Source organism: Streptomyces sp. NPDC102360, from assembly GCF_044766085.1.
Lineage (GTDB): Bacteria > Actinomycetota > Actinomycetes > Streptomycetales > Streptomycetaceae > Streptomyces.
The window spans coordinates 429,613-445,027 of sequence record NZ_JBIWLG010000004.1 but is presented as its reverse complement, the minus strand read 5'-3'; the positions used below and the strand labels follow the sequence as shown (position 1 = coordinate 445,027).

Genomic DNA, 15,415 nt, shown 5'->3' with positions numbered 1-15,415 from the left:
ACTCCTCTACGGTGCATGGGCTGACGTCTCCCATACACCGTAGAGGATGTGTTGTACGCCGTACAAGCGGGCAGCGGGAAGCGGGTTGTTCGGTGGGAAGTGGGCGGTCGCGGTCCTACTTGGCCTGTGTCAGGTCGTAGAACGTGCTGCTGCCGACCGTCACCTTCTTGAAGTTGGCCTCGACCCACTTCGTGATCTTCGACGCCGAGCCGGAGCTGGAGCCGCCCATGCCGCCGCCGCTGGAGCCACTGGAGCCGCTGCCGATGAAGTAGTGGATCTTCCCGTCCTCGACGTACTGCTTGAACTGGGCGAGGGTCGGGGACGGGTCGGTGCCGTTGAAGCCGCCGATCGCCATCACCGGGTCGCCGGTGGCCAGTTGATAGCTCGACTGGTTCTGGGAGCCGATGGTGGCGGCGGCCCAGGTGTAGTCACCGGCGTTCGTCTGGAGCAGCTTCTTGGCCTTGCTGCTGACCTCGGCGCCGTTGAGGAGGCCGCCCATGCCGCCGCCTCCGCCGGGCATGCCGCCGGTCTTGCCGCCGCCCGGCATGCCGCCTTGCTTGGAGCCCTGCTTCTGGCTGCTCTTGCCGTTGCCGGTGCCCTGGTTCTGGTTCTGGTTCTGGTTCTGGCCGGGTGTGGCGCCGCCGGGGAAGCCCTTGCCGCCGGTCGGGGGCCGGCCCTGTGCCATGCCTCCCCCGCCCTTGCCGCCCTGCTTGCCCGGCATTTGGCCGCCGGGACCGCCGCCCTTGCCGCCACCAGGCCCACCACCGGGGCCGCCCATCATGCTCGCCCCGGAGGGACCCGCCGTCACGATCGACCCGGTGTGCCCGGTGTTCAGCGTGGAGATGGTGTACGCGGTGGGGGCGGCCAGCGAGGCCACCAGGCCCAACCCGGCCACGCCCAGCGCCAGTCGACGGTTCAGCCGGCCCGCGAGGACGAGGCCGAGGCCCGCCACAAGGCCACCGATCAGCACGAACCAGCGCAGCCACGGCAGGTAGTCCGTCGTCCGGCCGAGGAGGACGTAACCCCACACCGCCGTGGCCGCCACGGACACGCCCAGCGTCGCCGACGCCGTGATCCGCGCCCGCTCCTCCCACAGCACCGTGGCGCCCATGCCGATGACCGCCGCGAGATACGGGGCCAGGGCCACCGTGTAGTACTGGTGGAAGATGCCGGCCATGAAGCTGAAGACCAGGCCGGTCATCAGCAGGGAACCGCCCCACGCGAGGAACGCGGCGCGCGCCGTGTCGGTGCGCTTGGCCTTCCAGGTGAGGACGACACCCGCGACGAAGAGGATCAGCGCGGCCGGGATCAGCCACGAGATCTGGCTGCCGATCTCGGAGTTGAACATCCGGGTGAGGCCGGTCTCGCCCCACTGGCCGGTGCCGCCGCCCATGCCGCCACCACCGCCGCCGACCGAGCCGGCCTCGTCGCCGCTGATGCGGCCGAGTCCGTTGTAGCCGAAGGTCAGTTCAAGGAACGAGTTGTTCTGGGAGCCGCCGATGTACGGTCGCGAGGAGGCGGGCCACAGCTCGACGATCGCCACCCACCAGCCGCCGGAGACGACCATCGCGACGGCGGACAGGGCGAGTTGGCCGAACCGCTTGCGCACCCGTACCGGCGCGAACACCGCGTAGAGGATCGCCAGCGGCGGCAGGATCAGGAAGGCCTGCAGCGTCTTGGTGAGGAAGGCGAAGCCGACGGCGACGCCCGCCCAGACCAGCCACTTGGTGCGGCCGTGCTCCATGGCGCGCAGGACGCAGTACACCGTGACGGTCATCAGGAGCGCGAGCAGCGCGTCCGGGTTGTTGAAGCGGAACATCAGCGCGGCGACCGGGGTCGTCGCGAGGACCACCATGGCGATCAGGCCCGCGGCGGCGCTGAACCGGCGGCGTACCGCCCCGTACAGCACGCCCGCCGTGGCCAGGGCCATCAGGACCTGCGGGGCGAGGATCGCCCACGAGTTGAGGCCGAAGAGCCGCACCGACAGGCCCATCGGCCACAGCGCGGCCGGCGGCTTGTCGACGGTGATGGCGTTCGCCGCGTCGGACGAGCCGAAGAAGAACGCCTTCCAGCTCTCGCTGCCCGCCTGGGCGGCCGCCGAGTAGAAGGAGTTGGCGTAGCCGGACGCGGACAGGTTCCAGAAGTAGGCGGCCGCGATCACGAGCAGCATGCCGAGGAAGGCCGGGCGGGCCCAGCGCGGGTCCTCGGGCCTGCCGCACCACACGCGCGTGAGGAACGCGGCCCGGGGAGGGGGAGGGGACTCGGCGGGCGCCTCGGGAGGCGCCTCGTACGAGGGGCGGATGTCTGTGGTCATCGCTGGGTCGTCCTTGCCTGCGGAACCTCGGAGTTCGAGTCCCGTACGGGGATGGGGGCGGGGTCGGGGGTGGAGAACGGCTCGGAGGTGGTGCGGTCGGTCGTCCGGTCCGAGAACACCCACGCCCGGAAGAGCAGGAAGCGCAGGATCGTCGCCGCGAGGTTGGCCGCGATCAGCACGATCAGCTCGGTGGAGTGCGCCGGGGCGCCGGAGGCCGTCTGGAGCGCGGCGAGCGAGCCGGCGGTAAGGGCCCAGCCGATGCCGAAGACGACGATGCCCTGGGCCTGGTGGCGTACGGCCTTGTCCCGGCCGCGTACACCGAACGTCAGGCGCCGGTTGGCTGCCGTGTTCGCGATGGCCGAGACGAACAGGGCGAGAGCATTGGCGAGTTGCGCCCCCGAGAACGAACGGAAGCCGGAGTACAGCAGCAGATACAGCAGCGTCGACAGGCCGCCGACGACGCAGAAGCCGAGCAGCTGGCGGGCCAGCCCCTTGGGCACATCGGTGAGTTGACGGTCCCGCGGGTCGTCGCCGAAGGGGCGGGCGAGACGGTCGAGGGAGAGCGAGCCGGTGGCGAGCGCCTTGCCGACGCGCCACACGCCCTTGAGGTCCTCGGTCGCCGTCTTGACGATGTGCACGGTCGAGTTCGGGTCGTCGACCCAGTCGACGGGCACCTCGTGGATCCGGAGCCCGGCGCGCTCCGCGAGCACGAGCATCTCGGTGTCGAAGAACCAGCCGGTGTCCTCCACCAGGGGCATCAGCACCTGCGCGACATCGCGCCGGATCGCCTTGAACCCGCACTGGGCGTCGGAGAAACGGGCCTGCAGGGAGCCGCGCAGGATGAGGTTGTAGGCGCGGCTGATGAACTCGCGCTTCGTGCCGCGCACGACCCGGCTCGCGCGGGCGAGCCGGGAGCCGATCGCGAGGTCGGAGTGCCCGGAGATCAGCGGCGCCACCAGCGGAAGGAGCGCGTTCAGGTCGGTGGACAGATCCACGTCCATGTACGCGAGGACCGGCGCGTCCGAGGCCGACCAGACGGTGCGCAGGGCGCGCCCGCGGCCCTTCTGCTCGAGACGGAAGTACGTGGCCTCCGGCAGTTCGGCAGCCAGTTCGTGCGCCACCTCGGGCGTGCTGTCGGTGGAGGCGTTGTCCGCGACGGTGATACGGAAGGGGTAGGGGAAGGTGCGGACCAGGTGGGCGCGCAGCCTGCGCACGCACTCACCGAGGTCCTTCTCCTCGTTGTAGACGGGGATGACAACGTCCAGGACCGGCACATCGCCGCGGCCGGCAGGGAGGTGCTCCCGCGCCGGCAGCGCCCCGAACCTCGCGGAGGCGGAGGTGGGGTCGATGCCCGGAGAAGATTCGGTTCGCATGACATCGACATTCGCCAACTGCCCTGTTAGGGCTGTGTGGTGAGGCTTTGTCCTGGCTGTGAGTACACCTCAAGCCCCGCCGGCGCTTCACACTCAAGCCCCGCCGGCGCGCTTCACACTCAAGCCCCGCCGGCGCGCTTCACACTCAAGCCCCGCCGGCGATTGAGGCGCGGGGTCCGGGGCGGAGCCCCGCGTCGTCAACCCCGGTGCCCTCCACGAGCCCGGCCGCGTACACCGGCAGATGCACCGTAAACACGGTCCGGCCAGGCACACTGTCCACCGTCACCGACCCCCCGTGCGCCGCCGCAACCGCCTGCACGATGGCGAGCCCCAGCCCGGTGGACCCCGCCTTACGGGACCGCGACGTGTCACCCCGCGCAAACCGTTCAAACACACGCGGCAGCAACTCCGCCGGGATACCCGGCCCGTCGTCCTCGACGTCGAGACAGACCCACGGCCCATGCCGATGCACGCGCGCGGTCACGGTCGTCCCGGCCGGCGTATGCGTACGCGCATTGGCCAGCAGATTGACGAGGACCTGGTGCAGCCGCGCGGAATCGGCGAGCACGGCGGCCGGCTCGTCCGGCAGCTCCAGGCGCCAGTAATGCCCCTGATCCGCGGCGCGGGCGTCGCTGAGCGCGTCGACGACCAGCGGCGACAGGTCCGTCGGCTCGTACGACAGCGGTCTCCCGGCGTCGAGCCGGGCGAGCAGCAGCAGGTCCTCGACGAGCCCCGTCATCCGGTCCGCCTCGGACTCGATGCGGCCGAGCGCATGCCGGGTGTCGGGGCCCGTCTCCTCGCGGCCGCGCCTGGTCAGCTCCGCGTAGCCGCGGATGGAGGCCAATGGCGTACGCAGTTCATGGCTGGCGTCGGCGACGAACTGGCGCACCCGCATCTCGCTCTGCTGGCGCGATTCGAGGGCGCCGTGCACGTGGTCGAGCATGCGGTTGAGCGCGGCGCCGACCTGGCCGACCTCGTTCCTGGGGTCGGCCAGGGACTCCGGGACGCGTTCGTAGAGGGTCACCTCGCCGCTGTGCAGCGGGAGTTCGGAGACCCGGGTCGCGGTCGCGGCGACGCGGCGCAGCGGCCGCAGATTGACGCCGACCATGATCGCCCCGGCGGCGCCGGCCGCGACGAGGGCCGCGGCGGCGACGAGCAGCTCGGTGACGATGAGCTTGTTGACCGTGGAGTCGACCTGGGCGGTGGGGCGGCCCACGTAGTAGTCGCCGTTGGAACCGGAGACGTACTGGACGCGGTAGCTGCCGAGGCCGGGCAGGTCGACGGTGTGCTTGTCGTCTGTCCGGGGGACGTCCTCCAGGGCGTCGAGCACGGCCTGGGAGAGGCCGTCGGTCTGGATCTGCCCGCCGCCCGCGGTGTTCGTTCCCTCGACACTGACCTTGCCGTCGGTGGCCTGCCCGTCGCTGACCTCTGCCCCGAGGGTCCCCGCGGGGGAGCCCATGGTCACGAACGCCAGGTCGCCGAAGTCCTGTTGGCTGTGGGGACCGGCCCCGTCGGGAAAGTCGCCCTTCGGCCCGCCCGCCCGCATCGCTATGCCGTGCACCTGCTTGTCTAGCTCGTCGTACAGGTACGAGTGCAGCGAGACGGCGGACACGACACCGATCACGGACGCCACGACGGCCATCAGCGCGACGGCCGTGACGACGAGCCGGGTCCGGAGCGTCTGGGGCCGGCCCCTGCGCTTCACGACGTCGTGGTGGCGGCCATCGCCGGCTTGATCAGATAGCCGGCGCCACGCCGGGTGTGGATCATCGGCTCACGCCCGGCGTCGATCTTCCGACGCAGATACGAGATGTAGAGCTCGACGACGTTCGCCTGCCCGCCGAAGTCGTACGACCACACGCGATCGAGGATCTGCGCCTTGCTGAGCACGCGCCGCGGATTGCGCATGAGGAAGCGCAGCAACTCGAACTCGGTGGCGGTGAGGTGGATGTTCTCCCCACCCCTGGACACCTCATGACTGTCCTCATCCAGCATCAGATCGCCGACGGCGAGCACGGACTCGCTGCGCCGGTCGGCGGCGCCGGTCCTGCGAATGAGCCCACGCAGCCGCGCGACGACCTCTTCCAAGCTGAACGGCTTGGTGACGTAGTCGTCGCCGCCCGCCGTGAGCCCCGCGATCCGGTCCTCGACGGCGTCCTTGGCGGTCAGGAAGAGCACGGGCACTTCCGGCAGCTCGCGGCGCATCCGGCCGAGCACGCTGAGCCCGTCCATGTCCGGCAGCATCATGTCGAGCACGACGGCGTCGGGCCGGAACTCGCGGGCCGTCTGCATGGCCCCCGTCCCGTCCCCCGCGGTGCGGATCTGCCAGCCCTCGTAGCGCAGGGCCATGGACAACAGCTCGGTGATGGACTGCTCGTCGTCCACGACAAGCACCCGGACGGGGCTTCCGTCCGGCCTCAGCAGTTCGGTGCGCCCCTGGGGCGAGATCGCGGTCATGGCGCAAGCTTGCGGCGCGCCTCTGAGAAGCACCTTCGCTAAATCTGTGAATCGGCTGAGAATTCGTCCTGCTCTCGCTGAGCACGATTCGGCACCTTCAAAGCAGGAAGCGAACGTGCATCCGACAGGTCACCGGTCTGGGTGATTGGAAGTACGACGCCCGCAGGGTGTCCATCTGGACCGTGGACGGGCGCATGAAGGATGTCAAGTACACCGGGTCCGCCGACCAGCATCGCGAACCTCGCCACAACCAGCGATGCCGTCAACGATCAGGGACGCGGGCTGCTGCGCTACCGCAGTTGGTCTGCCCGCAAGCGGACCCAGTTGCAGGGAAAGAACACCCGATCGGCCAATCGGCGCCCTGCCCGGCGGGCCGAGAAGGAGCACAGACATGCGACTCACGTGAATCACCGCATCAGCAAGGAGATCGTGGCTGTCGCCCAACGCACCGGTCGCGGTATCGCCGTCGAACAGCTCGATGGCGTCCGAGAACGGGTACGGCTTCGTGGCGACCAGCGAGCCACTCTCTCCTCCTGGCCCTTCCACCAACTCGGTGCACACCTCGCGTACAAGGCACGGCAAGCCGGGGTGCCGTTCATCAAGGTGGATCCGGCCTTTACCTCGCAGCGCTGCCCGCGCTGCGGGCGCACCGAGCGGGCCAACCGGCCCACTCGGGATCATTTCCGTTGTCGTCGATGCGGTCTCGCTGGACTCTCCTCGTCGTCGCTGGGGTCAACGTGAGATCCACGTTTGACCTCTGCCCGATTCCCTCCGTTCTATGAGACCTGCTCACGCAAGCTCGAACAGCGCGACGGCGTTCTCCCTGCACACGGCCCGCACCCAGTCGTCCCCGAGCCCGAGCCGCTCGATGGCCTCCAGCTGGTGCAGGTACGGATACGGGATGTTCGGGAAGTCGCTGCCGAGCAGCACCCGGTCCCCGAGATCGGCGAGCCGGCCCAACTCGTCCCTGGGGAACGGGGTGTGCCGCTCGACGAAGTCGGTGAACGCCATGGTCGTATCGAGCCGCACCCGCGCATACCGCTCGGCGAGCGCGAGGAAGTCGGTGTACTCGGGCATCCCCATGTGCGCGACGACCAGCGGCAACCGCGGGTGCCGGGCGAGCAGCCGCGCGATCGGCTCGGGCCCGGTGTGCTTTCCGGGCGCGGGCCCGGACCCGCAGTGCGCCACGATCGGCACCCCCGCCTCGGCGAGCAGCCCCCACACGGGGTCGAGCAACGGGTCGTTCGGGTCATAGGCCCCCACCTGCACATGCGCCTTGAACACCCGCGCCCCCGCGTCCAGCGCCTCGCGCACATACGCCTCGACGCCCGGCTCGGGGAAGAACGTGGCGGTGTGCAGACAGTCGGGCGTGCGGGCGGCGAAGTCGGCCGCCCACTCGTTCAGCCAGCGCGCCATGCCCGCCTTGTGCGGGTACAGCATCGACGTAAAGGCCTCGACGCGGAACTCCCGCAGCCGGGCCAGCCGCTCGCTCTCCTCCTCGCGGTACGTGATCGGCCACTCGGTGCCGACCAGCGGCCCGGCGGAATCGAAGTACGCCCAGACCTTGCGCAGCACACGCTCGGGCATGAAGTGCGTGTGCACATCGACGAGTCCTGGCAGCCGGTACCGGTCGAGGAACGCGGCGACCTGCTGGGCCTCGGTCCCGCTCTCCACGCTACTCACGCTCGAACTCCTGACTGCGCTCGACCTTGGCGACGTGCACGGTGTACCGCTCGTACCACTCGGCGCGGCCCTGCTTCTGCACGGCTCGATGCTCACCGACGGACCGCCACTGCTCATGGCGGCGGAGTCGCGGAAGTACGAGACGGTGATCCCGAGCCCACCGGGATTGCGCGCGGACTCGTGCCCCAGGTACCCCGGTATCTCCTTGACCAGCTCGTCCATCCGGTCGGCGGCCTCCCCGTAGCCACGGTCGCCCGGGGTCCGCACGGAGCTGAACACCACGACGTAATAGGGCGGTTCGAAGGCGGGCAGCGGCCGGACCGCCGGCCCGTCAGTCGCATCGACGTGATCACTCATGTCCATACGATCCCTCGTTCCGCTGCATGGGAGAAGAGCACGGGTCGACCGACTAGAAGAGCCCACCCTGCACCCCCGGAACCTCCCGCACCGCGAGCCTCGCCTCCCCGGCCCCGCCCGTGCCCTCCGGCACCCGCTCCAACGGCCATCCGGCGAGCACCCGCGTATCGACGACGAGCCGCCGCTCACCGCCGGCCTCCACGAGATGCAGATCGGGCCCGGCGGCAGCGGCCACCCGCCCCGCGACGACGGCCCCTTCACCGAGCCCGCTCACGACGGCGTCGACCCGATCGATCCCGCCGAGCCCGAAGACCTCCCCGTGATCCACCACCTGGCACGGCAGCCGCTCCAACGACTCGGGCCACTGATCGAGCCCCGCCGCGACGCCATGCGCCCGCACCAACTCGGCGCCCCGCTCCTCGATCCCCGGCAGCCCGCCCCGCACCGCGCGCTTGCGCTCGTACGGAATCCGGTCCGGCACCCCGAGCGCCACCCGCAGCAGCTCCTCGGCCCGCCGGGCCGCCATCAAGGGCCCCCGCCCCAGCCACGTAAAGGCAACGGCCCCCTGCTCAAGCAGCCGGTCGGGCCCCCTCCGAGTGCCCGTGATCCCCACCTTCACGAGCCCGTCCCCGAACCACGCCAAATACACGTGGTACGGCCGCGGGTCATCGGCGATGGTGTCCGCGGCCACGGACCGCGACCGGTCGATCGCCGCACACTCCGCGCACTGCGCCCGCGTCCCCCGCACCGGCACGGCGTCCCGCCCGGGACAGACGGTCCACCGCCCCGACCGCCACACCCCGAGACACCGCCGCTCCCCACCGACCCGAAACGCGACGCTCTCCCCGAACCGCACCCCGCTCTCCCGCTCGCTCCCGCCGTCCCCCACCCACCCGAAGACCGGCCCGCCCCCACGCCACCGCATTCCGGTGCACCACCACGTCATACGAGCCAGGATGACGCACACCACTGACAACGCCCGGAAACGCAAGAGGCCCCGGACTATTCGTCCGGGGCCTCTTACCTGTGTGCACTCGGCAGGATTCGAACCTGCAACCTTCTGATCCGTAGTCAGATGCTCTATCCGTTAAGCTACGAGTGCTTGATTTTTCTTTTTTTGTTGTCTCCGTTCCCGGCCTTTCGGCCCGTCCCGGCGACAAGAAGAACATTACATGACTGCCGCCGCCATGTGAAATCCGATTGCCCCACCCGGCCTGACCTGCGAAAACGCGCTGCGAGGCAGTCGGCGACCACAGCCGGAAAGCACCGAAGCCCCGGTCCTGAGGACCGGGGCTTCGGATCTTGCTGCGGAGGCGGAGGGATTTGAACCCTCGATGGGGGGGGTAAACCCCAAACCGCATTAGCAGTGTGTTGCCCCTCGTCGAACGACGACGGGGGGTGACTCCTCTGGGTGCGTCATCGCAGGTCATTCAAAGGGGCTGCCCCACCTCGGTGGCTCGCGACCAAGGGTGGCTGTGCCAGTTGGTGCCATCACGAAGCACGTCACCATCGACGGTCCGGCCCGTTCAGACGGAGTGCCGTAGCGCGTTACCTCTCCTCCGCAACTAGGGGCAGCCAGCGTCTGAACGGTCGGCGGCCCCCGCATCGCTGACGTTCTCGTTTCCCCGCTTGCGAACCAGAAGGTCAGTGTGCCCAGCGCTCTCGCACCCGGCCTCCCGAGCCGCACGCTGACCTAGCCCAAACGATGTGAAACCCGTAACGAACCCCCATGATCCATTTCCGTAGGCCCTGACCTGCCGCCTAGCGTCCCCCGGGCACACCGACAGCCGGGGGGCTTACGAAGCGGAGCAACATGTACCGGCCCAGTGCAGCCGACGGGCGGCTCGTGGGAGACCCTCGTCATCGCGGTGGCCGCCTTGATCGCCATCGTCGCCTGGTATCGCTTCCGGGGGCGCAAGTGATCGCCCTGGCGGACGGCATCCCCTGGTGGGCCACCATGCCGCACGACGAAGGGATGGTCGTCGCGATCATCGCGTCCGCCATCACGGTCGGCTTCGCCGTCTACCTCTTCAGGGGGCGCAAGTGATGCCGCGCTTGGACAAGTGGGTGGACGTCTTTGCTTGGGGCGGGCTGACCGTCATCACCGTCTCCGCCGCGACGGAGCCGGGCTACTCGGTTTGGAGCCGCGCATGGCGGCTGGCTTTCGGCGCCTTCCTCTTCGGCACCCTGGTCTGGAAGCTGTGCGAGAAGCGCCGCAAACGCCTCGCCCGGCGCCAGGCCGAGCTGGAGCGCCTCGACCTGCTCGTGCAGCGCGAGATACGGAGGCGGCGATGATGAAGCGGCTGAAGAGGCTCGGGGCTATACCCGCCGCCGGTGGCAGCGCCGCAGCGGGCGGGGTCGGCGGCGGCCTGGGCGGCAGCGACGTCGGCTGGACCGTGCCGGTGTGGATATGCGCCGTCGTGGGCGCCGTGTGCGCCGTCTTTCTCGTGCTCATCATCAACGACATCCGAGAGGCCGTTCGCCTCTACCGCTCGGGACGGCGGCGGCGATGAATAGGACTGTGCGGAACCTCGTGGAGTACGCCGCCGCCTCTGTGGTCGTCTTCGGCGCTCTCGGCCTCATCGGCGGCGACTGGGCCAGGGCCCTCGTCTACGGGGTGACGATCACCGCCTTCCACACTGTGCGCGACTGGTGGAAGGCCCACCGGGCCGACAAGCAGAAGGAGAACGACGATGAGTAGCCCCATGGGGCCGATAGGGCCAATCAGGCTCTCCTCGACGGAAGACCGTGAGGAAGCCCGTGCGGAAGCCCTGGGCTGCGTGAGCGGCTGCTTCATCTACGTCTTCGCCGTCGTCCTCGCGGTCGCCGTCGGGGCCGCCGTACAGGCTCTGTGGCACACGAACTGGCTGACGCTCGCGGTCGGGGCGCTCGTGCTGGCCGGTGGGTGCTGGCTCGGCTCCCGGCTCTGGCCGCGCGTAGAGCGCTTCGTGCCCGAGCCGTACCCCGAGGACGACGATGATCATTAGCGTTCTGGTCCGGATCATGTACGCGGGCGTCTTCGGCGGCATGGTCGCCTGGGTCGCGCAGGGCCTCTTCCGCGACGGCTGGGTGTCGGCCGCCTTCGGCGCCGTTACGGTCGCCGTCTGCGGGGCCTGGAACCTGCGGCGGGCCACGGTGTCCCGCGACAAGCGGCTCGGCCGCACCGGCACACGGGTCAGCCGGTTCATGGTCACCCGTACCGGCCTGGTGGTCGTGCTCGTCGTGCTGGCTCTGTGCGGGGGGCTCGTCATCGCGATCGGCGACGACGACTGTCCCTCGATGGACTCCGGCGGGAAGTGCACCCTGCCCCGCCACATGAACTGGTAGCCGGGCAGGCCTACCGCTTCTACACGAACCGGCAGGACGGCGGTCCGGCTCAGACCGGGGCTGAGTGTGATCACCTGCGGATGGCCCGGACGATCAAGGTTCCGATGTAGCCCTGCTGCGGGGCGTCGAGCACGCTGGCCTGTGCCTCGGTGAATCCGGCGGCCCGAAGCAGTTCCTCCCAGGTCTCTGGGGTGTGGCTGTACCGGTACGTGAACAGGGCCGGCCCGGCGAAGCCGCCCTTGTACATGCCCTGTGGTCCGTACGCGCCGGGGATCGCGGGAGGCTGCGAGAACACGAACGCCCCGCCGGGGTTGAGGCGTTGCGCGACGAGGGGAAAGAGGCGGGCGGGGTCGGTGAACCAGGCCGCGCCGAAGATGGAGTACACGGCGTCGTACGTGTCGGTTGTCTCTGCGAGGTAGTCGAGGACCTCGGCGCATTCGATCCGGGCGCCGCTTGCCTGCCAGCGTTCACGAGCCTTGTCGACCATGACCGGGGACAGGTCCACGCCGGTGGCCTTCACGCCTTGTTCGGCGAGATGGGCGAGGGCGCGGCCGGTGCCGCACCCGATCTCCAGGACAGTGGCCGGAGTGCCGAGGAGTTCGGGGCCGGGCCCGTGGCCGGCGTACTGGGTCCAGCAGAAGACCGGTTCGGCGTCGGGCTTGAAGGCGCTCTCGGCGTAGGTGTCCCAGAGTTCGCGTTCGGCGGCGATGTTGTGGTGTGCAGGCAACGAGGACTTCCTTGGTGACGTGGCGGGGTGGGGTGGGTCCCACCTTGCGGAGGCCGGTGCCTCGGTCGAGTTGAGGGCTCGGCGAGGGGTTCGCGGCCTCCGCGAAGCGGGTCAAGGCGATCAGTGGGAGTCGGGAACCTTGTCGTCACAGGGCGAGCAGTTGGCGCCGTCCACGGCCCACAGCTCCTCGTCGGGGGTGAAGCCGTTGTCGCGCAGCATGTCGGCGGTGCGCAGCACGATGCCGTCGCGGCGGCGTTGGATGAATGGCGCGTGGTGCTTGAACTCGCCGTCGTTGTAGGCGTTGAAGAAGGCGAAGAGAACCGGGGTGTCCAGATAGATCTGGTGGACGCCCTTGTCGACGAGCTTGCCGACGCCGAGGTGCCAGTCGGGACGCTCGATCGCTGTGATCATGTACATCACGGCGTTGCCGAGGATGCGCTCGGCCATGTCGCGCACCATCTCGTTGTCGCGGAGCAGCAGGGCGATCTCGCGGTCCCAGAGCGTCATGCCGTTGTCGAAGACGTTGATGGGCAGGTGCTTCACGTGCTGCTGTACCGCGTTGAGGAGTTCACGCGGGTCTCGGGTGCGCGAGGGTGTGGTGCGGGGTTCAAGGGCTGTGGTCACGTCGTGCGGTCCCTTCTCCTGCTGGAGGACGCTGCGGCGGAGGCCTTGCAGCGGTGGCACCGGCAGATCGGCAGCATGCTCGACGTCAACGGTGGGCCGCCCTCGCCCGTGTACAAGGTGCGCGGCGCGGTGCGGGTGCCGTCGGCGTGGATCGTGTAGACGCTGATGCTGATCGCCATATCCATGACGCTAGAAGTGGCCGGGAAGGGCGCACCACGTTGTTGCACGGTCTTGCATGCGGATTACCCGAAGGTGTTGATCGCGTCCGTGATCAGGGTGCGGGCGCGGGCCCCATAAGTGGCGTTCTTGCTCATCTCGGCGAACGCCTTGGCGTAGGTGGTGACCTCGCCGGGCGCGGTGACGTTCACGGCGGCCGTCAGCAGCTCTGAACTCACCTGGCGGTCGTCGAAGATGTAGAAGGCTTCCAACGGCCACATGCGGCGTTCGGCGTCAAACGGGATGACGCCGAGGCTGACGTTCGGCAGCGCCATGACGGCCAGGAGATAGCCCAGCTGGGAGGCCATCGTGTCCGGCGATCCGATGCGGTAGCGGAGCACCGTCTCTTCGAGGAGGAACGCGAACTGGTGGTCTCCCTCGTGCAGGACGCCGGAGCGCTCGATGCGGGAGGCGGCGGCCTCCGAGGCGTCGTCCGGCGTCCCTTGGAAGCGGGCGATCGTCGACAGCAGCGCGGTCGCGTAGGCCTCGGTCTGGAGGATGCCCGGCACCACGTTGGAGCAGTAGATCCGGAAGCGTCGGGTGCCGGCGTACAGGGGAAGTACCTCGTCCTGCGCACGACGCATGCCGTGCAGGTGCAGCTTCTTCCAGTGCACGTACATCTGGTCGGCCTGGCGGTTGGCGGCGACCAGGTCCGCGGCCTGGTCCTCGGCGCCGCACGCCGTGCACCAGTCCCGTACGTCCGCGTCCGAGGGCGGGGTCTTGGCGTTCTCGATCCGGGATCGCTTCGACGGGCTCCACCCGCACCGAAGAGCCAGCTCCCCACCTGACAGACCGGCATCCCTGCGGATGTCCCGCAGCCGTACCGCGAGGCGTTCACGGGCGGCCTGAGCTGCGGATGAAGGGGAGGCGGTCATAGGTGGCTGGCTCTTCGGTCGCGCTGGTCAGATCGTGTACTTCTCGTGCGGGATGCCGCGCTCCCACACCGCCTCGAAGGCGCTCGCGGCCAATTGAACGACGGCCGGCTCGGTGCGCACCTCCCACTTCGGCTCGGCCCAGTTCCCGTCGCCGGAGAAGTGGTTGAACAGCACCGCGGTGCGGTCGAAGAGCCAGAAGTCATTGCCCGGCAGGGAGATGTCCGAGGCGAGCCTCCGGGGCAGCCACCGCACGTCTTCACCGGCATGGATGTTGACCGTCGCTCCGGCGTGCTCGTAGCCGATGTAGTCGGTGACGGGCTCGGAGACGATGCGGGCCCGGCGCATGGCTACTCCGCGTGCGACCGTGCAGCTGACCAGGTCGACCCATGGTGTCCAGTACGCCGAGGTGGGGTCCGTGTCGCGCTCGCCGGTGCGCTTCCAGTGCTCGAAGTCGGCCGTCTCGTCGCCCACCCCGTACACGTCGCGCATCTCCAGGTGGCATGCGGAGCGGTGGGCGCCGGCGAGCAGTTCCTCAAAGCCCGGCTCGTCGCTCTGCGACATCGCACGCCTCCCTGATCATCGACACCATGCGGGCCGGGACCCGTACGACGGCCTCATGGTCCGGAATCCCTTTGGCGTGGCCGGGAACTTCGGTCGCCGCGCACTCGGCCTCCAGCTCGATGCTGGGCTTCCAGCCCTGGAACACCAGCTCTGCGCTTTCCTCGTCGACCCACACCGTTGGCGAACCCTGCTGGCCGGTTTCTGGATCAATCCCGATGAACCGTAATGCCATGACCGCCTCCGGAGTCCAGCCGATTGCATCGCGTTGCACGACGATTGCCCAGCGGGGCGAGGACGGTCAAGGGCATGCGGAGTGGCACAGGTCAGATCCAGCCACACCAAGCTCGCGGCGGATGGAGGTGCCTCAACGGTCCCCCGCCTTCAACGCCGCCAAGAGCTTCACAGCCTCGACGCGGAAGAGGTCGTCGCACGCGCCGCAGTCGTCTCCCCATATGGGAGAGCATTCGCCGCAAGGATCGGTGAGAAGGATCAGCTCGCCGAGTTCGTTGAGCCGGTTCCGGATCTTGATCGAGCGGTACGGGAACATCCGCGTTCGGGCGGCGGAAGGGTGGTCCGCCGGACGGATAGCCAGGAAGTACCGCACGACCGAGGACGCTGTGCGCGTGGCAGTACGGGCGCCGTTGCCACCCGTCCGCTTCCACGATCTGCGCCACGGCGCGGCGACGATGCTCATCGCGGCCGGGGTCGACGACAAGTTCGTTTCCGAGGTACTCGGTCACACCTCCGTGGCATTCACGAAGGACGTGTACGCGGTCGTCGCCGAAGAAATGGCACAGGACGCGGCACGGAAAATCTCGGCGTTCATTCCCCGGATGGGACGCTCCGGAGCCGTTGGTGCCATCAGCGTGCCATCTGGGCTGTGAATTCGCTCCGGAAACGA

The 15,415-nt window shown here is 69.1% G+C and carries 21 protein-coding genes and 1 tRNA gene; 9 read left to right on the top strand and 13 right to left on the bottom strand.

Features of this window, described 5'->3' with window-relative positions; all coding sequences use genetic code 11:
• Positions 1–115: 115 nt before the first annotated feature.
• From ACIRHA_RS20335 to ACIRHA_RS20320, 4 genes are all read right to left on the bottom strand, one after another.
• Positions 116–2,314, bottom strand: a complete 2,199-nt coding sequence (locus ACIRHA_RS20335) for a glycosyltransferase family 39 protein (protein WP_403847424.1) — start codon at positions 2,312–2,314, stop codon at positions 116–118.
• A complete protein-coding gene (locus ACIRHA_RS20330) occupies positions 2,311–3,687 on the bottom strand; it encodes a glycosyltransferase (protein ID WP_403847422.1) in 1,377 nt (458 codons plus the stop codon). Before ACIRHA_RS20330 ends, ACIRHA_RS20335 begins: the two co-directional genes overlap by 4 nt.
• Before the next feature lie 145 nt (positions 3,688–3,832).
• A complete protein-coding gene (locus ACIRHA_RS20325) occupies positions 3,833–5,329 on the bottom strand; it encodes an ATP-binding protein (protein ID WP_403847701.1) in 1,497 nt (498 codons plus the stop codon).
• A 59-nt stretch (positions 5,330–5,388) separates the two neighbouring features.
• Positions 5,389–6,144: a response regulator transcription factor gene (locus tag ACIRHA_RS20320; protein ID WP_403847420.1), complete on the bottom strand. Its 756-nt coding sequence runs from the start codon at positions 6,142–6,144 to the stop codon at positions 5,389–5,391.
• A 201-nt stretch (positions 6,145–6,345) separates the two neighbouring features.
• Here ACIRHA_RS20320 and ACIRHA_RS20315 point away from each other — a divergent pair, with 201 nt between their 5' ends.
• Positions 6,346–6,885 carry an RNA-guided endonuclease TnpB family protein gene (locus tag ACIRHA_RS20315; RefSeq protein WP_403847417.1) on the top strand — a complete coding sequence of 180 codons (540 nt, stop codon included), beginning with the start codon at positions 6,346–6,348 and terminating at the stop codon, positions 6,883–6,885.
• 48 nt (positions 6,886–6,933) lie between these two features.
• Here the strand turns inward: ACIRHA_RS20315 and ACIRHA_RS20310 are convergent, their stop codons facing one another.
• The 3 genes from ACIRHA_RS20310 to ACIRHA_RS20300 all read right to left on the bottom strand — a co-directional run bounded on the left by ACIRHA_RS20310 (position 6,934) and on the right by ACIRHA_RS20300 (position 9,286).
• Complete coding sequence (locus ACIRHA_RS20310; protein ID WP_403847414.1) at positions 6,934–7,827, bottom strand: amidohydrolase family protein; 894 nt, start codon at positions 7,825–7,827, stop codon at positions 6,934–6,936.
• 409 nt (positions 7,828–8,236) lie between these two features.
• Complete coding sequence (locus ACIRHA_RS20305) at positions 8,237–9,130, bottom strand: DUF2797 domain-containing protein (protein ID WP_403847410.1); 894 nt, start codon at positions 9,128–9,130, stop codon at positions 8,237–8,239.
• Between the two features lie 83 nt (positions 9,131–9,213).
• Positions 9,214–9,286: transfer RNA gene (locus ACIRHA_RS20300), tRNA-Arg, on the bottom strand.
• 816 nt (positions 9,287–10,102) lie between these two features.
• On the opposite strand from ACIRHA_RS20300, the gene ACIRHA_RS20295 reads away from it, so the two are divergent.
• Genes ACIRHA_RS20295 through ACIRHA_RS20270 form a run of 6 tightly spaced genes read left to right on the top strand, consistent with a single transcriptional unit; the run spans position 10,103 to position 11,511 of the window.
• The gene (locus ACIRHA_RS20295; RefSeq protein ID WP_403847408.1) at positions 10,103–10,231 is read left to right on the top strand and encodes a hypothetical protein; all 129 of its coding nucleotides are present in this window, start codon (positions 10,103–10,105) and stop codon (positions 10,229–10,231) included.
• Positions 10,231–10,479, top strand: a complete 249-nt coding sequence (locus ACIRHA_RS20290; protein ID WP_403847406.1) for a hypothetical protein — start codon at positions 10,231–10,233, stop codon at positions 10,477–10,479. Before ACIRHA_RS20295 ends, ACIRHA_RS20290 begins: the two co-directional genes overlap by 1 nt.
• Positions 10,476–10,697, top strand: coding sequence for a hypothetical protein (locus tag ACIRHA_RS20285; protein ID WP_403847403.1), 222 nt, complete (start codon positions 10,476–10,478; stop codon positions 10,695–10,697). Before ACIRHA_RS20290 ends, ACIRHA_RS20285 begins: the two co-directional genes overlap by 4 nt.
• A complete protein-coding gene (locus ACIRHA_RS20280) occupies positions 10,694–10,885 on the top strand; it encodes a hypothetical protein (protein ID WP_403847401.1) in 192 nt (63 codons plus the stop codon). Before ACIRHA_RS20285 ends, ACIRHA_RS20280 begins: the two co-directional genes overlap by 4 nt.
• Complete coding sequence (locus ACIRHA_RS20275; protein ID WP_403847399.1) at positions 10,878–11,171, top strand: hypothetical protein; 294 nt, start codon at positions 10,878–10,880, stop codon at positions 11,169–11,171. Before ACIRHA_RS20280 ends, ACIRHA_RS20275 begins: the two co-directional genes overlap by 8 nt.
• On the top strand, positions 11,161–11,511 hold the full coding sequence (locus tag ACIRHA_RS20270) for a hypothetical protein (protein ID WP_403847397.1): 351 nt from the start codon (positions 11,161–11,163) through the stop codon (positions 11,509–11,511). Before ACIRHA_RS20275 ends, ACIRHA_RS20270 begins: the two co-directional genes overlap by 11 nt.
• A gap of 70 nt (positions 11,512–11,581) precedes the next feature.
• On the opposite strand, the gene ACIRHA_RS20265 is transcribed toward ACIRHA_RS20270, so the two are convergent.
• Positions 11,582–12,238, bottom strand: coding sequence for a class I SAM-dependent DNA methyltransferase (locus ACIRHA_RS20265; RefSeq protein WP_403847395.1), 657 nt, complete (start codon positions 12,236–12,238; stop codon positions 11,582–11,584).
• A 120-nt stretch (positions 12,239–12,358) separates the two neighbouring features.
• The gene (locus tag ACIRHA_RS20260) at positions 12,359–12,862 is read right to left on the bottom strand and encodes a hypothetical protein (protein ID WP_403847393.1); all 504 of its coding nucleotides are present in this window, start codon (positions 12,860–12,862) and stop codon (positions 12,359–12,361) included.
• Between the two features lie 3 nt (positions 12,863–12,865).
• Between ACIRHA_RS20260 and ACIRHA_RS20255 the strand changes: the two genes are divergently transcribed.
• Positions 12,866–13,021: a hypothetical protein gene (locus tag ACIRHA_RS20255; protein WP_403847392.1), complete on the top strand. Its 156-nt coding sequence runs from the start codon at positions 12,866–12,868 to the stop codon at positions 13,019–13,021.
• An 83-nt stretch (positions 13,022–13,104) separates the two neighbouring features.
• Here ACIRHA_RS20255 and ACIRHA_RS20250 read toward each other — a convergent pair whose 3' ends face one another.
• The 4 genes from ACIRHA_RS20250 to ACIRHA_RS20235 all read right to left on the bottom strand — a co-directional run bounded on the left by ACIRHA_RS20250 (position 13,105) and on the right by ACIRHA_RS20235 (position 15,118).
• On the bottom strand, positions 13,105–13,953 hold the full coding sequence (locus ACIRHA_RS20250; protein WP_403847389.1) for a helix-turn-helix domain-containing protein: 849 nt from the start codon (positions 13,951–13,953) through the stop codon (positions 13,105–13,107).
• A gap of 27 nt (positions 13,954–13,980) precedes the next feature.
• A complete protein-coding gene (locus tag ACIRHA_RS20245) occupies positions 13,981–14,514 on the bottom strand; it encodes a DUF6879 family protein (RefSeq protein WP_403847387.1) in 534 nt (177 codons plus the stop codon).
• Positions 14,486–14,746 (bottom strand): hypothetical protein, encoded by a 261-nt coding sequence (locus tag ACIRHA_RS20240; protein WP_403847385.1) that lies wholly within the window; start codon positions 14,744–14,746, stop codon positions 14,486–14,488. The genes ACIRHA_RS20245 and ACIRHA_RS20240 overlap by 29 nt, the downstream gene beginning before the upstream one ends.
• A gap of 132 nt (positions 14,747–14,878) precedes the next feature.
• A complete protein-coding gene (locus ACIRHA_RS20235) occupies positions 14,879–15,118 on the bottom strand; it encodes a hypothetical protein (protein ID WP_403847382.1) in 240 nt (79 codons plus the stop codon).
• A 19-nt stretch (positions 15,119–15,137) separates the two neighbouring features.
• Between ACIRHA_RS20235 and ACIRHA_RS20230 the strand changes: the two genes are divergently transcribed.
• Positions 15,138–15,398 carry a tyrosine-type recombinase/integrase gene (locus tag ACIRHA_RS20230; RefSeq protein WP_403847379.1) on the top strand — a complete coding sequence of 87 codons (261 nt, stop codon included), beginning with the start codon at positions 15,138–15,140 and terminating at the stop codon, positions 15,396–15,398.
• The last annotated feature ends 17 nt before the right edge of the window (positions 15,399–15,415 follow it).

What these genes read in the sequence shown, in the direction of transcription:
- ACIRHA_RS20285 (WP_403847403.1), top strand. Translation starts at nt 10,476, where the DNA reads ATGATGAAGCGGCTGAAGAGGCTCGGGGCTATACCCGCCGCCGGTGGC.
- ACIRHA_RS20305 (WP_403847410.1), bottom strand. Translation starts at nt 9,130, where the DNA reads ATGACGTGGTGGTGCACCGGAATGCGGTGGCGTGGGGGCGGGCCGGTC.
- ACIRHA_RS20335 (WP_403847424.1), bottom strand. Translation starts at nt 2,314, where the DNA reads ATGACCACAGACATCCGCCCCTCGTACGAGGCGCCTCCCGAGGCGCCC.
- ACIRHA_RS20325 (WP_403847701.1), bottom strand. Translation starts at nt 5,329, where the DNA reads ATGGCCGTCGTGGCGTCCGTGATCGGTGTCGTGTCCGCCGTCTCGCTG.
- ACIRHA_RS20320 (WP_403847420.1), bottom strand. Translation starts at nt 6,144, where the DNA reads ATGACCGCGATCTCGCCCCAGGGGCGCACCGAACTGCTGAGGCCGGAC.
- ACIRHA_RS20245 (WP_403847387.1), bottom strand. Translation starts at nt 14,514, where the DNA reads ATGTCGCAGAGCGACGAGCCGGGCTTTGAGGAACTGCTCGCCGGCGCC.
- ACIRHA_RS20330 (WP_403847422.1), bottom strand. Translation starts at nt 3,687, where the DNA reads ATGCGAACCGAATCTTCTCCGGGCATCGACCCCACCTCCGCCTCCGCG.
- ACIRHA_RS20240 (WP_403847385.1), bottom strand. Translation starts at nt 14,746, where the DNA reads ATGGCATTACGGTTCATCGGGATTGATCCAGAAACCGGCCAGCAGGGT.
- ACIRHA_RS20290 (WP_403847406.1), top strand. Translation starts at nt 10,231, where the DNA reads ATGCCGCGCTTGGACAAGTGGGTGGACGTCTTTGCTTGGGGCGGGCTG.
- ACIRHA_RS20275 (WP_403847399.1), top strand. Translation starts at nt 10,878, where the DNA reads ATGAGTAGCCCCATGGGGCCGATAGGGCCAATCAGGCTCTCCTCGACG.
- ACIRHA_RS20250 (WP_403847389.1), bottom strand. Translation starts at nt 13,953, where the DNA reads ATGACCGCCTCCCCTTCATCCGCAGCTCAGGCCGCCCGTGAACGCCTC.
- ACIRHA_RS20280 (WP_403847401.1), top strand. Translation starts at nt 10,694, where the DNA reads ATGAATAGGACTGTGCGGAACCTCGTGGAGTACGCCGCCGCCTCTGTG.
- ACIRHA_RS20315 (WP_403847417.1), top strand. Translation starts at nt 6,346, where the DNA reads ATGTCAAGTACACCGGGTCCGCCGACCAGCATCGCGAACCTCGCCACA.
- ACIRHA_RS20270 (WP_403847397.1), top strand. Translation starts at nt 11,161, where the DNA reads ATGATCATTAGCGTTCTGGTCCGGATCATGTACGCGGGCGTCTTCGGC.